Origin of the sequence: uncultured Pseudoteredinibacter sp. (assembly GCF_947500695.1) — a bacterium.
In the GTDB taxonomy this organism is placed as follows: Bacteria; Pseudomonadota; Gammaproteobacteria; order Pseudomonadales; family Cellvibrionaceae; genus Pseudoteredinibacter.
In genome coordinates this window covers 33,333-51,673 of sequence record NZ_CANMSS010000008.1, presented here as the reverse complement: position 1 = coordinate 51,673, position 18,341 = coordinate 33,333, and the positions used below count along the sequence as shown (strand labels likewise).

The window sequence follows — 18,341 nt, the reverse complement described above, 5'->3', positions numbered from 1 at the left end:
GTATCAAAAAATAGTACGCTCGTTAAAAACCTAGGATGCAAACTCAAAAAGAGAAGCTCCTAGGAATTTAAGATCACCCATTGCCGTTTTTTAGTCAGTTAAAAAGTGGCTAAAAGATCGGTAAATAGGGTGGCTAGAATTAAAAGCTTAAGTGCGGTTATTAAACACCGCTTAAGCACCACAATAGCACCACATATAGCACGTCGAAGTACGTGAAAGAGAGAAAACAATGCGTGTAGGTTTTGTAGGTTGGCGCGGCATGGTGGGTTCCGTTTTAATGGAACGCATGCGCGCTGAAAATGATTTTAGTGGCCAAGATATAGAGCCGGTTTTTTATACGACTTCAAATGTGGGTGGTACGGGCCCTGACATTGGCCGCGATATTGAACCATTGCGGGATGCCTACGACATTGAAAGTTTAAGTAAGCTGGATGTTGTGTTGACCTGTCAGGGGGGAGATTATACCTCGGCAGTTTATGGAAAATTGCGTGAGACTGGTTGGCAGGGATATTGGATTGATGCCGCTTCAAGTCTTCGAATGGCTGACGATGCCATTATCGTTTTGGATCCTGTGAATAATAAGGTGATTCGAGAAGGCTTGGCCAAAGGTGTTAAAAATTACATCGGCGGTAACTGTACCGTCAGCTTAATGCTCATGGGGCTAGGTGGTTTGTTTAACGCGGGCTTGGTGGAATGGGTGAGTGCCATGACTTACCAAGCAGCATCCGGTGCTGGTGCACGCAATATGCGTGAGCTGATAGCGCAAATGGGCAGTATTCGTGACGCCGTCGCTCCAGAGCTGGCCGACCCTGCCAGTGCTATTTTGGAAATTGATCGCAAAGTGGCCGAGCATATGCGCAGCCAAGATTTGCCTACAGATGAGTTTGGTGTGCCTTTGGCTGGCAGTCTGCTGCCTTATATCGATCGCCAGCTGGATAATTTCCAAAGCCGTGAAGAATGGAAAGGGCAGGCAGAAACCAATAAAATCTTAGGCTTGGATGCAAGGCCAGTTCCGGTCGATGGCTTATGTGTGCGTGTTGGGGCGATGCGCTGTCACTCACAAGCTTTGACCATCAAGCTTAAGCAGGATGTACCTTTGGCTGATATTGAGTCAATGTTAGATGAGGCCAGCCAATGGTCTAAGGTTGTGCCTAATAACCGTGAGCAAACTTTGAGCGATTTAACGCCAACAGCGGTTACTGGGACTTTGACTGTACCGGTTGGTCGATTGCGCAAGATGAATATGGGGCCGCAGTATTTATCGGCCTTTACGGTAGGTGATCAGCTGCTGTGGGGGGCTGCAGAGCCCTTGCGCCGCATGTTGGCGATTCTACGAGAAGCTTAAGACGCCAGTTAAAGGTGGCCACAGCGAGTGGTCGCCTTTCATCTCTTTGGGTCAATGTCCCAGTATGCCTGTGATAGCCCTCTCATTTTTTATCTGAAACTTTCAATCTAGGCGGTTTCGCTCAATTAAAGCCCGAATAATGCCTCCTAAAACTGGGCGAATAGTTGCGAAAAGCCTATTTATATTGAATACTTACGTGCAATTGTGAAGAGATATTCTAGGCTTTATTCACATTTCTTAATAATGGCTCTGGGCGCTTATGCAGCTCAACTCTAAAGCTGATTAGCCGAAATGATAGGAATGATGCTTAAAGACTCGGGCGACTTGTAAGAGGCGTTCATGATTCACTACAGAGTTGGCACATTATCCACTGAATACTTTGGGCGACAAGTCTGAAGATCGGCGGATTTGTGCTTTGTGTTTTTTACGGTTTGTATGGTGTCTAACACAGAGGCGACATACAGCGTTGAGCACAAAGAGAGATAGGGGTTTTACTCCTCGAACCAAGCAAAAAATTAAAGGATCATCCTATGCGTCTTGGTAATTTGGCGGTAGCTATCGGTTTGGTTACAGCTATGTCGTCACCGGGTTTAAGTGCTTTAGGCCTCGGGGAGATAACATTACACTCCACATTAAACCAACCTCTAGATGCAGAAATTAAACTACTGCAAACTCGTGATTTGGATAAAGGTGAAATTCTAGCAACGTTGGCATCGAGTGATGACTTTAAGCGAGCAGGAATCGAGCGTAATTACTTTTTAACGGGCTTAAAGTTTACCGTTGATTTAAAAGCCCCTGGCGGCCCAGTGCTAAGAGTTCGAAGCGACCGTCAAGTTCAAGAGCCTTATTTAAACTTTTTGATTGAAACCCGCTGGCCTGCAGGGCGCATTTTACGTGAATACACCTTGCTGATGGATCTGCCGGTTTTTACCGAAGATGCTGCGCCAGCTGTTCAAGCCGCTAAACCTGCGGCACCGAAACCTCAAAATAAAGTTCAACGGCGCCCAAAACCGAGCGAGCCAGTAACTCGTCCGGTTGCTGAGCCAGAAAAGCCGCGTACTAGCGTTGCCCAAAATGATGTTGAATCCACTTCCAGTTACGGCCCTGTAGGTGCTAACGAAACTCTGTGGGGAATAGCTAGCCAGGTACGACCAAGCCGCGGTGCCAGTATTCAGCAAACCATGCTGGCTATTCAGCGCCTTAACCCAGAAGCTTTTATTGACGGCAATATCAACCGTCTACGTCGTGGACAAGTCTTAAGAATACCAACTGAGTCTGAAATCTCTCGTTTAACAACCCGTCAGGCTATTACTGAGGTTGCTCAGCAGAATACTGATTGGTCTGGCAATGCTAATGGTGATGTGGGTGCGCCAATTGATGCAGCATCTAGTCGTAATCGCCGCAATACTAGCTCCGAACAAGCGAGTGGTCGAGTGAGCTTGGCAAGCGCTAGTGAAACAGCTGGGTCGGCCAGCCGAGGTGCAGGTAGTGGCCAAGCAGAATTGAGCCAGGCCTTAGAGCAGCTAGATAAATCGCGTCGCGAGAATGATGAGCTAAAATCACGCCTGGCGGATTTAGAAGCGCAAATCGAAACCATGGAACGATTGGTTGAGGTGAGCAGCGAGCAAATGCGTGCCTTGCAGTTGGCTGCAGAGAAGGGGGGTGCGACGGTTGCTGATGAGACAGGGGAAGGTGTTATTGATCCGCTCAACGATGCTTATAAAGATAGCATCGAAAGCGCTTCCCAAGATTCTGAAAAGCTGGCTGAGTTAGTGCCTGATGAGCAAGCAGCTGATGATCGAAATACCGAATCAACCGAAGTAACAGCTAAGCCAGAGCCGGCTAAAGCCAAGCCAGCCCCGAAGAAGAAAGTTGCAGCCGTAGTAAGCACGCCAAAAGCTGAGCCTGGTATTGTTGATATGTTGATGGAAAACATCCTCTATATCGGCGGTGCCTTGGTGGCGGTTTTACTGGCAGCATGGGCCTTGTTGCGTCGCCGAAAGGACGACGATGAGGAGGCCGTAGAGCCTGAGTTGGCTGCCGCTGCTTTTGATAATCAGCTGGAGCAAAGCGAAGAGGTATCAGCTGAGCCAGAAGAAAGCGATGTTTTGTCCGAGGCCGATGTCTATATCGCCTACGGTAAATTCGATCAGGCCGAAGCGTTATTACAAGGCCATTTGAGCACCCAGTCTGACGATAGTGCTGCGCGACTAAAGTTGCTTGAAGTGTATAGCGAAGCTAAGAACTACACCGGCTTTGATGAGCAGGCTGATATTTTAGATAAGACGGCTGATGATGCCACACTTGCTAAAATTGCCAATTTACGTGAAAGCATGGGTGGTCCTGACAATGCCAGTGACGCACTTGATGCCCTTGGTTTAGAAATCAGTGACGAAGAGAAAAGCCTTGATGACTTGCAGTTAGATGCGGATGCTGACGAATTTGATCTGTCTGACATGGACTTTAGCTTGGATCAAGATTCAGATGGCCTTGACTCGGAGGGTTTGGATTCCGGAGCTTCAGAAGCGCAAGCGGAAGATGGTCTAGGGTCAATTGATGGTCTAGAGGAACTAAACCTTGATGGTGGCGAAGAAAACAGCAATGAACTGTCGGATATCGAGTTTGATCTCGCACTAGGTTTGGATGATGCCGCCGAAGGTGACGCTGTTAGTTTGAATGAGCCAGAAGTCGAAGTCGATGTAGAGCTCGATGCCTCAGCTCTAGAGGAGGAGATCGATGGTCTTGCTGATATTGAATTCGAGACTGCTTTCGATGAGCCTTTAGAGTCTGCATCTGAAGAGCTAGAAAATACAGCGTCCATAGTGGAAGAGGGCGCGGAAGAAAGTGCTGAAGATGCGCTTGCTGCTTTAGATGACTTTAGCTTAGAGGGTGATAATGAGCAGCTGTCTGCTGGCTTAGATGATATTGATTTAGACTTCTCGACACCCGATTTAGAAAGCACAGAAGCCTCGGCAGAAATTGATGAGCCAGCACTGCAATTGGATGAGAAAACAGCGGCGGTAGCGGCGGCTGGTGCTGCGGCACTTGGCACAACGGTGGTCGGCAGTCTGACTATGCACGATGAGACCGAGGCTGATCAAGAGCCCGCTACAGCTAGCGTCAGTGATGAGCTTGCTGGTGTCGATGGTTTGACAGAGGCTGATGATTTTGATTTGAGCTTGGAGCTCGATGCAAATACTGAAGACGATCTCGATTTAGGTGCCGACGGTGAGCTAGATTTAGCGGAACTCGACAAAGAGTTGGATTCAGAGCTGGATCTAAATGAAGAGCTGGACCTAGACACTGAGCTGGATCTGGATTCTAACGCGACTACTGAGCTATCTGATACTGAGGATTTCAGCTCTGATTTTGGAGAAGAAGCCAAAGATCTGGACGCCTTGGCAGCAAGTGATATGGATTTACCGGCTACCGATTTATCTGTTGGTGATTTGGCCGGTGGTGCTGAAGATCTTGGTGATGACTTGGCGGCCCTAGATATCTCCTTGGGCGATGACCCTGAGATCAATAGTGAGCTTGAAGAGAAGCCGGCCGAAGCGGCGAGCGAGCTCAGTAATGAGTTGGACTTTTTGGCCGACAGCGATGAAGTTGCGACTAAATTAGATCTGGCCCGCGCTTATATGGATATGGGGGATAAAGAAGGTGCCAAAGAAATCCTAGAGGAAGTTGTCAACGAGGGTGATGATGGCCAGCAAAAAGACGCCCAAGAACTGATCGACAGAATGTCATGATGATCTAAAGCTAAGCCCCTTATTTGACTATCTTAAAGGCCCACAAGGGCCTTTTTTATTGCTCGAATTTAATCATCGTATCACTGTGGCATCTTTTACTCTTTTTGTTTCAACAGCGTGGCTCAGTTACAATGCCTGCGATTTCCAAGCGATAGAGAATTTAACAAAAGAATGGTTCGAGCCTATAAAACAAATGGTGAAATATTGCCGGGACAAAGTTTGCCAGAAGGTGTTCAGCGTTACGCGGCCATTATTGAATACAATGGGGCGCGCTATCGTGGTTTTCAGCTACAAAAACACGATAAGCAAACCGTTCAAGAAACCTTGCAAAATGCTCTGAGCCAAGTAGCCAATGAAGAGGTTTCTTTGGTCTGTGCCGGTCGCACTGATGCCGGTGTGCACGCCAGCGCGCAAGTTGTGCACTTTGACAGTAAAGCCTTGCGCCCTAGTAAAGCTTGGGTGCAAGGCGTTAATACCGCGATGAGTCGGGATATTCGAGTTCGTTGGGCGGACCAAGTTTCAGCACAGTTTCATGCCCGTTTTAGTGCTGAGGCGCGCAGTTATCGCTATTTAATTTCGGATCAAGCTGTCTCCTCAGGGTTGCTCGAAGGACAAATAACCTGGTCTAAGTTTCCTCTTGATATTGAAGTCATGCAAACTGCCGCCGAGGCCTTGCTTGGCGAGCATGATTTCTCTTCATTTCGGGCGGCACAATGTCAGGCGCGCCATGCGATTCGAGAGCTGCAGGCGATTCAATTTTATCGCTTGCATGGCGGATTGATTGTTATGGAGATACGTGCCAATGCGTTTCTACACCATATGGTACGCAATATCGTTGGCGTCTTAATGGCGATTGGTAGTGGTCATAAACCTATTTGCTGGGCCCAGGAAGTACTGCTAGCTCAAGATCGTTGTGCAGCGGGAGTTACGGCGCCTGCATCGGGTTTGTATTTTGTTGCGGCTCACTACCCCGAGCACTTAGCCATACCTAAAATAGAGAAGGGGCCCTTGTGGCTGCCTGATGATCTGAACTTGGTAGGGCATCGGCAAGCAGCCAAGCAATAATATTGAAGACTAGAGGCAAAGATGAGTGCGAACAAGCTGTCGGCAGATAAGCCACAAGCAAGCAATAGAACCTTGGTAAAGGTTTGCGGATTCACCCAAGTAGAGCAGGCCAGGCAGGCGGCGCAAATGGGAGTTGATGCCCTTGGTCTGGTGTTTTATGGGCCAAGCCCTCGTTGTGTGGATATGGCGAGAGCCCAGGAGATTGCCGCTGTTGTTGCACCGTTTTGCAGTCTCGTTGGTTTGTTCGTGGATGAACAAGAAACCGTCGTTAAGCAGCTACTTAACAAACTGCCTTTGGACATCTTACAGTTTCATGGCGAAGAATCCCCTGAATATTGCGCCTCTTTTGGACGTCGTTATATGAAGGCAATCCGCATGTGCGAAGGCCTTGATTTGCAAGCGGAGATCGATCGCTATCAGGGGGCGAGCGCTATTTTGCTTGATGCCTATCTTCCGGGGGTGCCTGGAGGCACTGGCGAGAAGTTTGATTGGCAGAGAGTGCCTCAAGATTCTGCTGTGCCCATCGTTTTGGCGGGCGGCTTAGATGCCAATAATGTTGCGCAAGCGATAAAGCAAACGGCTGTCTATGGCGTTGATGTGAGTGGCGGAGTCGAGCGAGCAAAAGGGGACAAGTGTTTGTCCAAGATTGCGCAGTTTCTGAAGGCGGTGCGTACTTGCTGAGATTTCAGGCAAAGCCGCGTTCTTGCTCGGGCCTAGGCCGGCGATTTCCATAGGAGTTCAGCTAAGATTAAGGGCTAAGATTGCACTCTCGATGGGAGCTTAGTTTCCTAATTGCTGCCAGACCAGACAAATTGGAAAAAATAAGGGGGATTTTGCCACTGAATGAATATTTTAGTGTCACTTCCGCGCCCCATTATTTATCATAGCGCATTGAGAATTAATGATGACTCAGCCGGTACGTAGTTTAGCCTGGCTGATTAAAATCTAGGCAGTGTAAGAGCTGGATAGGCCGCCAAATTGGCACATAGGGCCTGACCCGAAGCCTACACCGCCTTGTGAGAAATACGATACCGTAACCGAGCTTATCGGTGACAATGAATCAGCGAGACAAATATGAGTTGGTTGGACAAAATTATTCCTAATTCTGTGCGCTCTGAAGGGCGTCGTGACGGTGCCAGCAAGGTACCAGAAGGGCTCTGGAAGAAGTGTGTCAAATGTGGATCGGTGCTTTATCGCCCAGAGCTCGAACGCAACGATGATGTATGTCCGAAATGTGACCACCATATGCGTATTGGTGCTCGAAAGCGCCTAGATATCTTCTTGGATAAAGAGGAGCGTGAGGAACTGGCTACCGAGGTTGAGCCAATTGATCGTCTAAAATTCAAAGACATCAAAAAGTACAAAGAACGCTTGAGTACTGCACAAAAAGCCACCGGCGAAAAAGATGCTTTAGTTGCCATGCGTGGTAGTTTGAAGGGCATGCCTGTTGTTGCGGTCGCTTTTGAGTTTGCCTTCCACGGTGGTTCGATGGGTTATGCTGTAGGTGAAAAATTCACTCGTGCTGCAAAGGTTGCTTTAGATGAAAATATCCCGCTAGTGTGTTTTTCGGCCACTGGTGGTGCGCGTATGCAAGAAGCGCTTATTTCATTGATGCAAATGGCGAAGACTTCGGCCATTATTGAGCGCTTAAAACAACAGGGAACACCTTATGTTTCCATTATGACTGACCCAGTATACGGTGGCGTGTCTGCAAGTTTGGCTCTATTAGGTGATATTAATGCGGCCGAGCCAGGCGCTCGAGCGGGCTTTGCTGGCCCAAATATCATTGAGCAAACTATTCGACAGAAGTTGCCAGCGGGATTTCAGCGCAGTGAGTTTTTGTTGGAGCATGGCGCTATCGACATGATCATTCACCGTAATGAGATGCGCGATCGTTTGGCTTCTTTGTTGGGTAAATTTACCAACTACAGTTGGGATGAATCGCAACTGCAAGAAGAGGTGGAGCCTGAAGAGGAATCTGAAGTCATTGAGGCTGAAGCGCCCCCTAAAGAAGGCGAAGACTCTTAAGTCTTTGCACGATTTAGCATTGTCAAAACCCGCTTCTTTATGAGCGGGTTTTCACTTTATAGTGCTGCAGATTGTGCTGTTAATAGCACTGTAGATAGTGTTGTAGATGCGCACCAAATAGCCTCGTAAGCTGCAAAATTAGCTGTCTGTGTTGAACTAATAGCTATAGATACGGTGGCAGCTGTGCTCGTTTTGGTCTCAATTTTTGTAACATCTTTTTATGTCTAATTCCTCAACACGTTCATTAAATCAGTGGCTACAATATATCGAAGCCCTGCATCCGAGTGAAATTGATATGGGGCTTGCGCGTGTGCGTGAAGTTGCAGAGCGAATGGGCCTGCCAGAGTCCCTGTCATCTCGCAAGGTGATAACTATTGCTGGTACTAATGGTAAAGGCTCTTGCGTTGCAAGTCTGGAAGCGTTGTTTGAGGCTTACACCAATAGCTCTCTAGCTCCCAGCGAAATCCGCTATGGTGCTTATACCTCCCCTCATTTTATAAATTACAATGAGCGTATTCGTCTGAACGGCGAAGATGCCAGTGATGATTTGATTTGCCTGGCCTTTAGTAAAATTGAGGCCGCTCGCCAAGAAATCAGCTTGAGCTATTTCGAATTTGCAACCCTGGCGGGCTTGCAGGTATTTGTCGATGCCGATTGTGATTATATTGTGCTCGAAGTTGGCTTGGGTGGCCGTTTAGATGCTGTCAATATTATTGATGCAGACATTGCTGTAGTTACGTCGATTGCGCTTGATCATCAAGATTGGCTAGGTAGCGACTTGGAGCAGATTGCTCGAGAAAAGGCTGGGATTTTTAGGGCGGAAAAAATAGCCATCAGCGCTAGCCCGCAAATGCCCAGTGGCGTAGCTGAGACGGCAAGGCAATTAGCAGCCGTGCATTGGCAGGTTCAGCAAGATTACAGCTACCGAGTATATGGTGGGCGCTTGTTTTTAAAGTTGGCGAGCAAGCAGCTGGATATTGCTATGCCAGGCTTGCCAATTCCCAGTGTGGCAGCCGCAGCACTGATTATTGAATTGCTGCAGCTGTGGCCTGGGGACGAGGCGTTCGCACAAGCCTTATCAGGTGTTCAGCTAACAGGTCGCTGTCAGCGTATTTCTTGGCAGGGGCGAGAACTTATTTTGGATGTTGCCCATAATCCTGCGGCCAGTGCCCATTTGCGCACTCAGTTGCGAGATGAAAAGAATGATTATTTGCTGCTTGGCGCCATGGCGGATAAAGATTTGGCCGGTATTATTGAGCCCTGGGCAGGCTCTGTGAAGCAGGCTTATTGCTGTGATTTGCCCAATACCCCTAGAGCTGCTTCTAGCAAGCTTTTATACTCTGAGTTTGCGGCGGCCGGTATTGCAAGTCAGGCCTTTACAGGTTTCGATGAGGCCTTTGCAGAGGCGCTTAGGTGCAGCCAGGAAGGTGATCGCATCATTATTATGGGCTCATTCTTTACCGTTGCCGCAGCGCTCAATCATTTGTCTTTGGAGCAATAGTGGCGGCTTGTCTAAATTGCGCCAGCGATTTAAGTAATAGGCTTGGGATTTATTAGGTAGAGCTGTACTCTAAGTGGCAGTTCCGCTTATTGAAGCAATTTAAGAGGTTAAGTATTCCAGTGGATGACGGCTTAAAACAACGGTTAGTTGGTGCAGTAGTATTGTCGGCGGTAGCTGTGCTATTTGTGCCGGTACTCTTTGATCAGCATGATAAGCATAAGGTCGATACTGTAAGCCAAATTCCGGCAATGCCTGATGTTGAGCCGGTAAACTATCAATCGCCAACTAAGGTTGAAGGTATAGATCAAGCCCCTAAACCAGAGCAAATGTTCCTACCCAGTGGGGGCGATCAGCAGGCAATTGTTGATGAGTCGGCCACTGTGGATTCTGCTGAGGCCGGGACTGCTCCTCTTGTTGCCAAAGCTAATGTTTCTAATTCCAGTGTTACAAAACCCAGTGTGTCTAAACCTAGTGCTTCTAAACCCAGCGCGTCTAAACCCAGTGCTTCTAAAAGTTCGGATCAGAAGCCTGCGAGTCAAAAGCCATCTGTGCAAGCGACGGCTAGCAACGATATTTTAAATGCCGATGGTACGCCCAATGCTTGGGTCTTGCAGCTTATTAGTAGTTCTTCCGAGGCTAAGGCTAAGGCGATTGTTAAACAACTGCAAGATGGCAACTATAGGGCCTATTATCGCTCAGCTAAAACTCCTAAGGGGTTGATTTATAGGGTTTTTGTTGGGCCAAAAATCAGCCGTCGAAAAGCTGAGCAGTTGAAGCGAGAGCTGGATAAGCTATTAAAGGTCGATGCCTTAATTCTACGCTTTCAGCCTTGAGCTAAGCTCTGGTAGAATGCGCGCAGTTTAGCCCTGTGGTGGGGCGTTATTGAGTAAAAATATGGCACTTATCTGGGCAGATTGGTTGATCTTGGGCATTATTGGGGCCTCGGCCTTGGTGGGTCTAATTCGCGGCCTGGTCAAAGAAGCGCTTTCATTGGTCAATCTGGCCGCAGCATTTCTAGTCGCCATGAGTTTTAAGGCTCAATTGGCCCCGATGCTGGGGGGTTGGTTGAGCACGCCATCGCTGAGAGAGCTTGCCGCCTTTGCGATATTGTTTTTGTTTACCTTGATAGCTGGCTCCTTACTCAACTATCTGTTGGGGCAGCTGGTGAGAGCCACTGGGCTTTCGGGGACTGACCGTCTTTTAGGTGTGCTGTTTGGTGCATTGCGCGGTGTGGCAATAGTACTGGCCATGATCATAATTATTCCAAAAATTCTCCCTGTTGAGCAGGACCCATGGTGGCAGGCATCTGCCATGATTAAGTATTTTAAAGGTATGGAAGGCTGGGCGATTGGCACAGCTGAGCAGGCCTTTGATTGGTTTAAATCTTTGTTTTAATTTGCTGCAAATTCGTTTGTAGCGCCGTGATTGTTTTGGAGCGTAGGCTTTATGTGTGGTGTCGTTGGTATAGTCGGCAAAAATGATGTCAATCTGCAGATTTATGATGCATTGACCATGTTACAACATCGGGGCCAAGATGCCGCCGGTATCATGACTTGCCACGAGGGGCGTCTGGCCCAGCACAAGGCAAATGGTTTGGTGAGTGATGTCTTCCGTACTCGCCACATGCAACGTTTAGTCGGTAACTATGGTATCGGCCATGTACGTTATCCTACCGCCGGTAGCTCAGGCCCAGCGCAAGCACAGCCTTTCTATGTGAATTCGCCTTATGGTATTGCACTGGCCCATAACGGTAACCTCACCAACACCGAAGAAGTTGAGCGCGATTTGCTTCAAAATGACTTGCGCCATATGAATACCGATTCTGATTCGGAACTGCTTCTCAACGTATTCGCTCATGAATTATTGGAGCAAAATAAAGCCAAGCCATTGCCGGCCGACTTTTTCAACGCGATACGTGAACTACATAAGCGTGTACGTGGCGGCTACGCCTGTGTGGCACTGGTTGCTAACTACGGCATTATCGCCTTCCGTGACCCCCAAGGGATTCGCCCTCTAGTCTACGGTAGTCGCGAAACGGCCAATGGCACCGAGTACATGATTGCCTCTGAAAGTGTTGCGCTGGATGTTAGTGGTTTTACCATTGAGCGTGATGTGGCCCCAGGTGAAGCGATTTTTATTAGTAAAGAAGGAGAGCTATTCAGCGAAGTCTGTGCTGATGAAGTAAGCTTGGCTCCATGCATCTTTGAGCATGTGTATTTTGCTCGTCCAGATTCCATTATCGACGGTGTCTCTGTATACAAGTCACGTTTACGTCAAGGTGAGCGATTGGCGGATAAAATCTTGCGTGAACGTCCAGATCACGATATTGATGTAGTGATTCCGATTCCGGACAGTAGTCGTGTTGCAGGGCAGGCTTTGGCCCACAATCTGAATGTTAAATTCCGCGAAGGGCTGGTTAAGAACCGCTACATTGGTCGTACCTTTATTATGCCCGGCCAGCAGCAGCGTAAAAAGTCCGTGCGCCAAAAGCTCAATGCCATCGAGCTTGAATTTAAGGGCAAAAACGTATTGTTAGTAGATGACTCTATTGTGCGCGGTACGACTTGTCAGCAGATTATCCAAATGGCCCGTGATGCCGGTGCCAATAAGGTTTATTTCGCCTCTGCAGCGCCAGCCGTTAAATACCCGAATGTTTACGGCATCGATATGCCTTCGGCCAGTGAATTGATTGCCAGTGGCCAAACCGATGAAGAAGTTTGCAAAGAGATTGGCGCTGATTGGCTGCTGTATCAAGACTTGGACGACTTGGTAGCCGCATCTAAAGACGGTAACCCAGATATTGATCAGTTTGAGTGCTCAGTTTTCACCGGTGAGTACCTAACTGGCGATATTGATGATAGTTACTTTGCTAGGTTAGAAGCTGCTCGCAGCGATAGTGCCAAAGCTAAAAAAGTCGATAATTCGGATGATACTGCGGTAATCGGTATTCATAACGGCGCAGTAGAGTAAGCAGCTACCGTTTTAGGTAATAGCTATATAAGTAGCTGTTATTTGGTATCCGAGCTGTGCTCGGGCTACACTAAAGCCTTTTGTGGCTTTTAGACTATAGAGCCTAGGGTTATACCCTGGGCTTTTTTGTTTGGCTGAAAGTTAAGCGGCATTCTTTTTATGCTGCCAAGCTTCGTGATCATGCGAATATAGAATCCTATACAGATTTATGCTCAGCTCAATATTGTGCCTGAGTTTGACCTTAACAATGGCAATCCCATGAACCAAGAATTTTTAGATTTGTGTCAGCTAGACACCTTAGGTATCCGAGCTGGACATCATCGTACTGCTGAGGGCGAGCACAGTGAGCCGTTATTCAACACCTCTAGCTATGTGTTTGAATCGGCTGCCGATGCCGCTGCTAAGTTTGCTGGTGACGTAGAGGGGAATGTGTACTCTCGCTATACCAACCCTACGGTTAAGATCTTTCAGGATCGAATTGCGGCCTTAGAGGGGGCCGAAGCGGCAGTAGCCACATCGTCGGGTATGGCGGCAATCTTATCGGTTTGCATGGCTTTGCTTAAGCCAGGTGATGAAGTTCTGGTTTCGCGCAGTGTTTTTGGTACTACTAGCAATTTGTTTGGCAAATTTCTGGTTAAATTTGGTATTTCCGTTAAATTTGTTGAGCTTGCGAAGCTACAAGATTGGCAGGCGGCGATAAGCCCTTCAACGCAAATGCTATTTCTGGAAACACCGTCAAACCCTTTGTGCGATGTTGCGGATCTTGAAGCTCTGTCGGCTTTGGCAAAAGCTAATAATTGTCGGCTAGTGGTCGATAATTGTTTCTGTACGCCAGCCTTACAGCGCCCCCTTGAACTTGGTGCCGATATTGTTGTGCATTCTGCGACCAAATATCTCGATGGCCAAGGCCGCTGTGTTGGCGGTGTCGCCGTTGGTAATAAAGCGGATATGGAAGAAGTTTTGGGCTTTGTGCGAACCGCTGGCCCAACCATGTCGGCATTTAATGCATGGGTATTTTTAAAAGGCTTAGAGACCTTGCGTTTGCGTATGGATGCTCACTGCCAGAATGCTCAAAAACTAGCTGAGTGGTTGCAAGGTCAGGATGCGATTGAACAAGTTTATTACGCAGGCCTACTGGACCACCCTGGACATGAGTTGGCCAAGAAACAGCAGCGTGGCTTTGGTGGTGTGTTATCGTTTAAATTGAAGGTGAGCGATGAAGCGCAGCGCAGAGCGGCGGCTTGGCGTTTTATTGATGCCACCCGTCTAGTTTCTCTGACAGCTAACTTGGGTGATGTTAAAACCACCATCGTACACCCGGCAACCACCACTCATTCGCGTTTGAGTGATGAAGAAAAAGTAGAAGCGGGTATAAGTGAAAACTTAATACGCATCGCTGTCGGCTTAGAAGATATTAATGATTTGATCGTTGATATGGAGCGTGGCTTAGCCGCTCTGTAAACGCGATATATTGATGGCGCATTCTGTGTCGCCTCGGTAGATGCTTCCGTTTTGTATGGCCTAAAAGGAGACACCCTTGAGCCACTTGGTATTGCAGCAATCCATTGCGCAGCTTGGCAAAGTTGTATTGGGTAAAGAGCCTCAAATAAAATTAGCCATGGCCTGTTTGCTGGCAAAAGGGCATTTACTTATAGAAGATTTGCCGGGCATGGGAAAAACAACTTTAGCCCATGCTTTGGCAGCGGTTTTAGGATTGCAATATCAGCGAGTACAGTTTACCAGCGATATGCTGCCAGCCGACTTATTGGGTATTTCTGTTTTTGATGCTCAAAATAGTAAATTTGATTTTCACCCTGGTCCCATTTTTACCCAGTTAATGCTAGCGGATGAAATTAACCGCAGTACTCCTAAAACGCAAAGCGCATTGCTTGAGGCCATGGAAGAAGGGCAGGTGAGCATAGAGGGCGAAACGCGACCTTTGCCCCAGCCGTTTTTTGTTTTGGCCACTCAGAACCCTGTGCACCAGTCGGGTACCTTTCCCTTACCAGAATCTCAACTCGATCGCTTTTTAATGCGAATTTCACTCGGCTATCCTAGTGCTGCAGCGGAACGCATGCTATTAAAGGGCATAAACCCAAGGTCCTTATTGAAAAATCTGCAATCCACCATGAGTCTGCAGCAGTTGGCGGATTTGCAGGATCAGGCCCAAGCGATTCATGCCAGTGATCATGTCCTGGATTATGTTCAGCGCCTTATTCAGTTTAGCCGCGAGTACGAAGGATTTAGCTACGGAATTTCTCCACGTGGTGCCTTAGCTTTGATTTCTGCGGCCAAAGCTTGGGCTCTTATTGAAGGGCGTGAGCATCTAATCCCTGAAGATGTTCAAGCGGTTATGCCAGCGGTGATGGAGCACCGCTTGCGGGCCAGCAGCCATGGTGCGGCGGCTGAGGCCCTAGTTGATATCGTCTTGAATGCAGTGGATGTAATACAGGGCTAGCACCATGCCTAGTGGCCTTAATCCAGCATCGAAAAAGAACCCTGTTTTGCAAAAGCGCGATTCAATTAAAACTGGCTGGCTAGCGGCTTGGCGTCGTCGGGTTAGACGCTGGGCGTTAAAGCGTCGGCCTGCCCAAAGTTCATTTGTGCTGGATAGAAATAATCTTTTTATCTTTCCAACCGGGGCAGGTTTTGCACTGTTGCTGGTTATCTTTCTAATGTGGTTGTTGGGCACCAACTACGATAATAATTTAGTATTGGCGTTGGCTTTTTTACTCGCCAGTATTCTCATCAGCTGTATTTTGCATACACATGCCAGTTTGGCTGGCTTGAAGATCGAAGTCTCTAAGTTACAAGAAGGGTTTGCTGGAGACGAGCTTGGTGCAGAGTTACGTTTAAGCCGTCAGGGAAAACGGAAATATCACGATGTGCGATTGTTCTGGGCCGGACAATACCCTAAAGCCGTAACGGTAGACCAGGCGGATGCTAGCTACGTCTCATTAAGCATCAATGCCGTTCGCCGTGGCATTATCGCACCGCCATTGCTATGTGTAGAAAGTCGCTATCCCCTGGGGCTTTTGCGTTGTTGGGCTTGGTTAAAGTTTGATACCTCTGTGCTGGTGTATCCTAAACCCGTAGAGGCAGGTCCGCTACCAGCAACGGCGAGTGATGAAGGTAGCGGTGACAGCGAGCCAGTATTATTAGATGGCGCCGAGGATTTCAGCGGTTTTCATAGTTACCGTGATGGCGAATCTCTAAAACACGTTTCATGGAAACATTACGCTCAGGGCAAGGGCATGTTCGTCAAAGATTTTCAGTCTTATGCTGATGAGCAGCTCTGGGTAGATTGGAATGCCTTGCCGGGGATGGATCGTGAAGCACGTTTGCAACGTTTATGTGATTGGCTGTTAATCTTAGCTGATGGCAGTCAGCCTTTCGGTATGCGACTACCTGGGCAAACAATTGCGCCTGCTACGGGTATATCTCATCGTTTAAATTGTTTACGAGCTTTAGCAAATTTCGAGGCCAATCAGCTGGCGAGCCTAAGTAGCAATTACTACTTGGAAGGCAAGCTATGAGTTTGATCTATCAAATTCCGCGTCCAGCGCTTTGGTGGCTTTTACTCGCTCAAGGGGCTGTTATCTTGCCTTTAATGCAATATTTGCCCCTATGGTTGATAGCGGTCTGGGCGGTGTGTGTTGGCTGGCGCATACAGGTTGTGCGCGGAGTTTTTGATGCACCCAAGGTTATGGTAAAGGTACCCTTGGCGCTGACTATGGTTGTTGCCTTGGTGCTGAGTTATGGCAAATTATTTGCCTTAGAGCCTTTGGTTGCTTTATTGCTGCTGGCATTTTTACTGAAGCTTTTGGAGCTACAATCGCAGCGAGATGTATTGCTTCTTTTATTGCTGGGCTTTTTTGTGGCGTCTACGCAATTATTGTTTTCCACCAGCATCATTGCGTTTTTGTACGCGATAATTTCTTTTACCTTTTTGATGGCCGCATTTATGGCCTTGCATACTGCGACGGCCACACACTCTTTTTGGCATAGCCTTAAGACCTCCTCAGTAATTACATTACAGGCAATACCTTTAGCCTTGGTGTTATTTTTTATTATGCCTCGGATTGGTTCGCTCTGGACTGTGCCCTTGTCGGATGGGAATGCTAAAACCGGTTTTAGCGATTCTATGGAGCCTGGCAATATAAGCCAGCTTAGCAAAGATTACTCGCCGGCTTTTCGAGTAGACTTTACAGATAAGAAAGCGCCTGTTCAGAGCAGCTTGTACTGGCGGGGCTTAAGCTTAAGCAGTTTTGATGGCCGTCGTTGGGAGCTTCCCTTTCAAGATCGCGATGATAATATGCGCTATAGAAGAATTGCCCAAGAGCAGAGAAAACACAACTATGGTTGGCAAGTCGAGTTTGCCAGTTATCGTAGGAAAGATAACTCTCCCTATATTGATTATCAGGTCATGATGGAGGCCAGTTTTCAACCTTGGCTATTTGCTTTAACTACCGCCAGTGTTGGGGCTAAAGATGTTTTAAGCACACCTGATTATTTGTTTTTAAGTAAAAGACCAGTTTCACAGCGATTTTTATATCAGGCTCGCTCTTACCCGGAGTTTAAAAGGCAAGGTCAGTCCCTTGGACCAAGTGAGCGCTATCAAAATACCCTGTTACCGTCGGGGAGCAATCCTAGGGCTACTGCTTTGGCTCAACAGTGGCGTGAGGCAGGCGATAGTGACCGCAGAGTGATCGCGAATGCGATGAGGCTTTTCCAGCGTGAGTTTGCTTATAGTTTGCAAGATACTTTATTAAGTGAGCTAAACCCCGTTGACGATTTTCTTTTTAGTAGAAAGCGTGGCTATTGCGAGCACTTTGCCAGTGCGTTTGTGGTCTTAATGCGCGCGGCAGATATTCCAGCACGCGTTGTATTGGGCTATCAAGGTGGACAATGGAACGAAGAAGAAAAGTACTTGTTGGTAAGCCAAGCAGACGCACACGCCTGGGCTGAGGTTTGGTTGCCAGAGCAAGGTTGGACTCGAGTGGACCCGACCAGTGCGGTTGCCCCTGAACGAATTGAGTTGGGCTTTCGCGATTATATTCAGCAGAGCAGTACAGCCAATGAGCAGAACGGTTTTGCGGAGCTACGTCAATCACCGTTACTGATGCAGTTACAAATGCAATTAGATGCCATAAATTACAGCTGGCAAAGCTGGGTTCTCAGTTATGACCAAGATCAGCAAATGATCTTTTTTCAAAAGGTTCTAGGTGGACAGGAACACTGGCGAATTGTTGCGGTATTAATGGGAGCTTCAACATTCATGTTGGCTTTGCTGGCCTTATGGTTGTGGTGGCGCGCGCGTCCAGAAGCGCCTGCAGCAGAGTTAGTGCCTTGGTTAGAGCTGGAAAAGAAACTGGCCGCAGGGGGGTGGATTAGAGAGCCCGGTGAAACACCGCAGCAATTTAGCTCACGTGTTTCTAGGCAACGACCCGATTTGGAGGTCTTGTTAGAACGCTATACCAAAATGGCCTATACCTTACTTTATATTCCGATTGGCTCAGATCAGCATCAGCAACTACTAAAAGATCTAGCGGGCTTACGAAACTCTATCCGGCTATAGAGCTCTAAGGACTGGCGATAATATACCTTTTATTGCCTAGCATTCGATGGCAGAATCCTGCACTAACTTTGTTGCTTGGCAAACTGTGCGCAGTAGATTGCGTCG

13 protein-coding genes are annotated in these 18,341 nt (G+C 47.9%); all 13 read left to right on the top strand.

Annotation, left to right across the window (positions count from 1 at the left end):
* The first annotated feature begins 229 nt into the window (after positions 1 to 229).
* The 13 genes from asd (at position 230) to Q1A08_RS14515 (ending at position 18,236) form a co-directional block, all read left to right on the top strand.
* A complete protein-coding gene (gene asd, locus Q1A08_RS14575) occupies positions 230 to 1,345 on the top strand; it encodes an aspartate-semialdehyde dehydrogenase (RefSeq protein WP_299774174.1) in 1,116 nt (371 codons plus the stop codon).
* Between the two features lie 530 nt (positions 1,346 to 1,875).
* Complete coding sequence (locus tag Q1A08_RS14570) at positions 1,876 to 5,094, top strand: FimV/HubP family polar landmark protein (protein WP_299774172.1); 3,219 nt, start codon at positions 1,876 to 1,878, stop codon at positions 5,092 to 5,094.
* A 171-nt stretch (positions 5,095 to 5,265) separates the two neighbouring features.
* The gene (gene truA, locus Q1A08_RS14565; protein WP_299774170.1) at positions 5,266 to 6,159 is read left to right on the top strand and encodes a tRNA pseudouridine(38-40) synthase TruA; all 894 of its coding nucleotides are present in this window, start codon (positions 5,266 to 5,268) and stop codon (positions 6,157 to 6,159) included.
* A 21-nt stretch (positions 6,160 to 6,180) separates the two neighbouring features.
* Entirely contained in the window at positions 6,181 to 6,840 is a 660-nt protein-coding gene (locus Q1A08_RS14560; protein ID WP_299774168.1) for a phosphoribosylanthranilate isomerase, read from the top strand.
* 393 nt (positions 6,841 to 7,233) lie between these two features.
* Complete coding sequence (gene accD / locus Q1A08_RS14555; protein WP_299774166.1) at positions 7,234 to 8,187, top strand: acetyl-CoA carboxylase, carboxyltransferase subunit beta; 954 nt, start codon at positions 7,234 to 7,236, stop codon at positions 8,185 to 8,187.
* 220 nt (positions 8,188 to 8,407) lie between these two features.
* On the top strand, positions 8,408 to 9,688 hold the full coding sequence (locus tag Q1A08_RS14550; RefSeq protein WP_299774164.1) for a folylpolyglutamate synthase/dihydrofolate synthase family protein: 1,281 nt from the start codon (positions 8,408 to 8,410) through the stop codon (positions 9,686 to 9,688).
* 89 nt (positions 9,689 to 9,777) lie between these two features.
* Complete coding sequence (locus Q1A08_RS14545; protein WP_299774162.1) at positions 9,778 to 10,521, top strand: SPOR domain-containing protein; 744 nt, start codon at positions 9,778 to 9,780, stop codon at positions 10,519 to 10,521.
* A 61-nt stretch (positions 10,522 to 10,582) separates the two neighbouring features.
* The gene (locus Q1A08_RS14540) at positions 10,583 to 11,083 is read left to right on the top strand and encodes a CvpA family protein (protein ID WP_299774160.1); all 501 of its coding nucleotides are present in this window, start codon (positions 10,583 to 10,585) and stop codon (positions 11,081 to 11,083) included.
* Positions 11,084 to 11,134: 51 nt separating this feature from the next.
* Positions 11,135 to 12,658: an amidophosphoribosyltransferase gene (gene purF / locus Q1A08_RS14535; RefSeq protein ID WP_299774158.1), complete on the top strand. Its 1,524-nt coding sequence runs from the start codon at positions 11,135 to 11,137 to the stop codon at positions 12,656 to 12,658.
* 258 nt (positions 12,659 to 12,916) lie between these two features.
* Complete coding sequence (locus tag Q1A08_RS14530; protein ID WP_299774156.1) at positions 12,917 to 14,119, top strand: O-succinylhomoserine sulfhydrylase; 1,203 nt, start codon at positions 12,917 to 12,919, stop codon at positions 14,117 to 14,119.
* 85 nt (positions 14,120 to 14,204) lie between these two features.
* Positions 14,205 to 15,116: an AAA family ATPase gene (locus tag Q1A08_RS14525; RefSeq protein ID WP_299774516.1), complete on the top strand. Its 912-nt coding sequence runs from the start codon at positions 14,205 to 14,207 to the stop codon at positions 15,114 to 15,116.
* Between the two features lie 4 nt (positions 15,117 to 15,120).
* Positions 15,121 to 16,194 carry a DUF58 domain-containing protein gene (locus Q1A08_RS14520; RefSeq protein ID WP_299774154.1) on the top strand — a complete coding sequence of 358 codons (1,074 nt, stop codon included), beginning with the start codon at positions 15,121 to 15,123 and terminating at the stop codon, positions 16,192 to 16,194.
* Complete coding sequence (locus Q1A08_RS14515) at positions 16,191 to 18,236, top strand: DUF3488 and transglutaminase-like domain-containing protein (protein ID WP_299774152.1); 2,046 nt, start codon at positions 16,191 to 16,193, stop codon at positions 18,234 to 18,236. The genes Q1A08_RS14520 and Q1A08_RS14515 overlap by 4 nt, the downstream gene beginning before the upstream one ends.
* The last annotated feature ends 105 nt before the right edge of the window (positions 18,237 to 18,341 follow it).

Excerpts from the sequence above, each read along its gene's own strand:
- truA (WP_299774170.1), top strand. The coding sequence starts at position 5,266 with ATGGTTCGAGCCTATAAAACAAATGGTGAAATATTGCCGGGACAAAGT.
- Q1A08_RS14515 (WP_299774152.1), top strand. The coding sequence starts at position 16,191 with ATGAGTTTGATCTATCAAATTCCGCGTCCAGCGCTTTGGTGGCTTTTA.
- accD (WP_299774166.1), top strand. The coding sequence starts at position 7,234 with ATGAGTTGGTTGGACAAAATTATTCCTAATTCTGTGCGCTCTGAAGGG.
- Q1A08_RS14520 (WP_299774154.1), top strand. The coding sequence starts at position 15,121 with ATGCCTAGTGGCCTTAATCCAGCATCGAAAAAGAACCCTGTTTTGCAA.
- Q1A08_RS14530 (WP_299774156.1), top strand. The coding sequence starts at position 12,917 with ATGAACCAAGAATTTTTAGATTTGTGTCAGCTAGACACCTTAGGTATC.
- Q1A08_RS14570 (WP_299774172.1), top strand. The coding sequence starts at position 1,876 with ATGCGTCTTGGTAATTTGGCGGTAGCTATCGGTTTGGTTACAGCTATG.
- Q1A08_RS14560 (WP_299774168.1), top strand. The coding sequence starts at position 6,181 with ATGAGTGCGAACAAGCTGTCGGCAGATAAGCCACAAGCAAGCAATAGA.
- Q1A08_RS14550 (WP_299774164.1), top strand. The coding sequence starts at position 8,408 with ATGTCTAATTCCTCAACACGTTCATTAAATCAGTGGCTACAATATATC.
- Q1A08_RS14540 (WP_299774160.1), top strand. The coding sequence starts at position 10,583 with ATGGCACTTATCTGGGCAGATTGGTTGATCTTGGGCATTATTGGGGCC.
- asd (WP_299774174.1), top strand. The coding sequence starts at position 230 with ATGCGTGTAGGTTTTGTAGGTTGGCGCGGCATGGTGGGTTCCGTTTTA.
- purF (WP_299774158.1), top strand. The coding sequence starts at position 11,135 with ATGTGTGGTGTCGTTGGTATAGTCGGCAAAAATGATGTCAATCTGCAG.